This is a genomic window from Streptomyces sp. NPDC057565, assembly GCF_042801455.1.
Classification (GTDB): Bacteria; Actinomycetota; Actinomycetes; order Streptomycetales; family Streptomycetaceae; genus Streptomyces; species Streptomyces yanii.
The window spans coordinates 1-2,868 of record NZ_JBHVFU010000153.1 but is presented as its reverse complement, the minus strand read 5'-3'; the positions used below and the strand labels follow the sequence as shown (position 1 = coordinate 2,868).

At 68.8% G+C, this 2,868-nt stretch carries 2 protein-coding genes and 1 pseudogene; 2 read left to right on the top strand and 1 reads right to left on the bottom strand.

From position 1 onward, the window contains the following. A pseudogene (locus tag ACFU8W_RS52225) lies at positions 1-273 on the top strand (transposase); the annotation flags it as partial. Positions 274-401: 128 nt separating this feature from the next. On the opposite strand, the gene ACFU8W_RS52220 reads toward ACFU8W_RS52225, so the two are convergent. After that, positions 402-962 (bottom strand): TetR/AcrR family transcriptional regulator, encoded by a 561-nt coding sequence (locus ACFU8W_RS52220; RefSeq protein ID WP_384052913.1) that lies wholly within the window; start codon positions 960-962, stop codon positions 402-404. Between the two features lie 141 nt (positions 963-1,103). Between ACFU8W_RS52220 and ACFU8W_RS52215 the strand changes: the two genes are divergently transcribed. Next, positions 1,104-2,702: a carboxylesterase/lipase family protein gene (locus tag ACFU8W_RS52215; protein ID WP_384052911.1), complete on the top strand. Its 1,599-nt coding sequence runs from the start codon at positions 1,104-1,106 to the stop codon at positions 2,700-2,702. The last annotated feature ends 166 nt before the right edge of the window (positions 2,703-2,868 follow it).

The window sequence follows — 2,868 nt, the reverse complement described above, 5'->3', positions numbered from 1 at the left end:
CAACTCCGCCTCGCCCGCCCCTTGGCCGAGGACCTGCGCAGGCCATGGGAGAAGCCACTGACACCGGATCAGCTCACCCCCGGCCGGGTCCGCCGGGGCTATCGCCGCATTCGGCGGATCCTGGGCACTCCGGCCAGCACGCCGAAAGCCACCCACCCAGGCCCCGGCCGCCCCAAGGGCCGCACCTCCACCCCCGCACCCCGCCACCCAGTCGGCAGGAAACAATGCAAAGTGGACAGACCTCGACGCAGCGGAGCCGAGGAGGAGGCTTAAAGATCAAGCTAAGAACAGCGGTCAGCCGCCATCACACTCGCCGTATATCGATCAACTGTCCACCGTGGACATGGAGTTGGGCGGACGGTGCGGTGGCGGTCCTGTGCCTTCGCTCCAGGGGCCGAGCCTCACGCTTCCTCAGGCAGGTAGGTGGCCAGCGCCCGCAGACCCGCCAGCACCTCGTCGGCGGTGGGTGCGGACTCGGGGTCGGTGAGATGCTGCATCATCAGGCCGCTGACGAGGGCGAGCTGCACCGAGCCGACGGTGCGGATCGTCGCTTCGGGGAGCTCGGTCTCGGCGGTTCCGGTGACCTCTCGCGCCATGCCACTGCGTCCCTGCCGCAGCCCGGCGGCCACCTGCTCACGTAGCTCCGGATCGCGCTGCGCGCGCAGGACGGTCTCCAGATTGGCGATCCAGAAGGTCTTGTTGACCGAGAACGCCTCGATCAGGCGACGCCAGAGTGCGTCGAGGTCGGTGCCGTCCGACGATGGCCCGAAGGCCTGGTCCCCCGAGTCGAGCGCCTCGAAGAGTGCCTGGTTCAGCAGTGCCTCCTTTGAGCCGAAGTGATAGCCGATCGCCGCCATGCTCACGCCCGCCGCGGAGGCGAGGTCGCGAACCGTCGTGCGCTCGTAGCCCTTCGTGAAAAGGCACTGCCTGGCGGCCTCCAGCAGCTTCTCCCGGTTTCCCATGGCGCGGACCCTAGCAACAGTCTGCACGTTTGCGCCAGACGAACGCGTTAGGCAATCGCATTAGGCAAACGTCTTGTGCATTTGCCCAAATCCTGGCTACCGTTCCACGCATCAAAGATCACGCCGATCCGGGGAGCCCAGATGAGCACCATGAAGTCCCGCGTCGCCGCCCTTACCGCGGCCACCGTCTCCGCAACGCTCGCCGCCACGGTGATCACGGCCGGCCCGGCCTCCGCGCGTCCCGGTGCCCAAGATCTCCCCGCCCGGGTGATGACCGCCGAGGGCCCGGTCCAGGGCGCGGTCGCTGGTGCGGTGCGCACGTTCCAGGGCATCCCTTACGCGGCCTTGCCGACCGGAGAGCGCAGGTGGAAGGAGCCGCAGCCGGTGCGCCATTGGTCGTCGCCGCTGGATGCCCGCGCCCCGAAGAGCGCCTGTGCGCAGCCGACCGACCAGCCCATCTCGATCGAGGGCGGAGGCAGTGAGGACTGCCTCTATCTGAACGTCACGACTCCGGCCGGGCGGACGGCGGGCCGGCTGCCGGTCATCGTCTGGATTCACGGCGGCAGCTTCACCTACGGCGACGGCGCCACCTATCGCGCGGCCAAGCTGGCCGCCGCGCGGCAGGGCGCGATGGTCGTGACGATCAATTACCGGCTCGGCCCCTTCGGCTTCCTCTCCGCGCCCGGGCTGCGCGCACCGGCCAACCTTGGCCTTCTTGACCAGCAGGCCGCACTGAAATGGGTCAACCGCAATGCCGGTGCCTTCGGCGGCGACCCCCGCAATGTCACGATCATGGGGCAGTCGGGCGGCGGCTACAGTGTCTGTGCCCAGCTGGTGTCGCCCGGAGCCCGCGGGCTCTTCAGCAAGGCGATCGTGCAGAGTGCGGGCTGCGTCGGACCGGACGGCTCGTTCACCCGCACGCAGGCGGAGACCAATGGCCTTGCCGTCGCCAAGGCCGCGGGCTGCGACGATCCGCGCACCGTCGACTCCTGCCTGCGGCGCAGGTCCACCGCCGAGCTCGTCAAGGCGTCCCTCTCCGGGCACGACGGCTACCGGCCCGTGGTGGACGGTCAAGTGCTACCCGAGGCACCGTCACGGGCGATCGCTGCCGGGCGGTTCGCCCGGGTGCCGGTGCTGCACGGCTCCACTCACGACGAGATGAGCGGGCTGGCCGGGCTCGATGAAATCATGACAGGGAGGCCGCTGACCGCCGAGGAGTATGTCAAGAAGGTCACCGAGCAGTTCGGGAAGGACGCTCCCGCAGTCCTGGCCGAGTACCCGGTCGCGAACTACCCGGCGCCCGGGGCGGCACTGTCGGCCGTGCTGACCGACTCGGAGTGGTCGACCGCGGCGCTCGACACCCAGCGCGCGCTGGCCCGCTACACCCCCGTCTACGCCTATGACTTTGCCGAGGCCACGTCCCCGTACTTCAAGGGTGTGCCGCGGCCGGCGAGTTTTTCGCTCGGTACCGGCCACATGGTCGACCTGGCCTACCTGTTCGACAACGACCTGTTCGAGCCGCTCGACGCCGCGCAAGCCGGGCTGTCGGACACGGTGGTCGCCTACTGGAGCCGGTTTGCGAGCACTGGGCAGGTAAACGGTTATGGCATGCCCACGTGGAAGGGGTTCACGACCCGCAGCCAGTACGTGCAGCGGCTCGCGTCCGGCCGCATCGGGCAGACCGACTTCGCGGCCGACCACCACCACGCCTTCTGGAAGGCACTCGCCCCCTCACGGTGAAGTGAAGGGCTCCTGACGGAGTACGCGACAGCCAGAACGCCGCCGTTTGCGGCTGGTGACGATCCTGCTGGCTTAGCTTGATCTTTAAGCCTCCTCCTCGGTTCCACCGCGTCGAGGCCTGTCCACTTTGCGTTGTTTCTTGCCGACTGGGTGGCGGGGCGCGGGG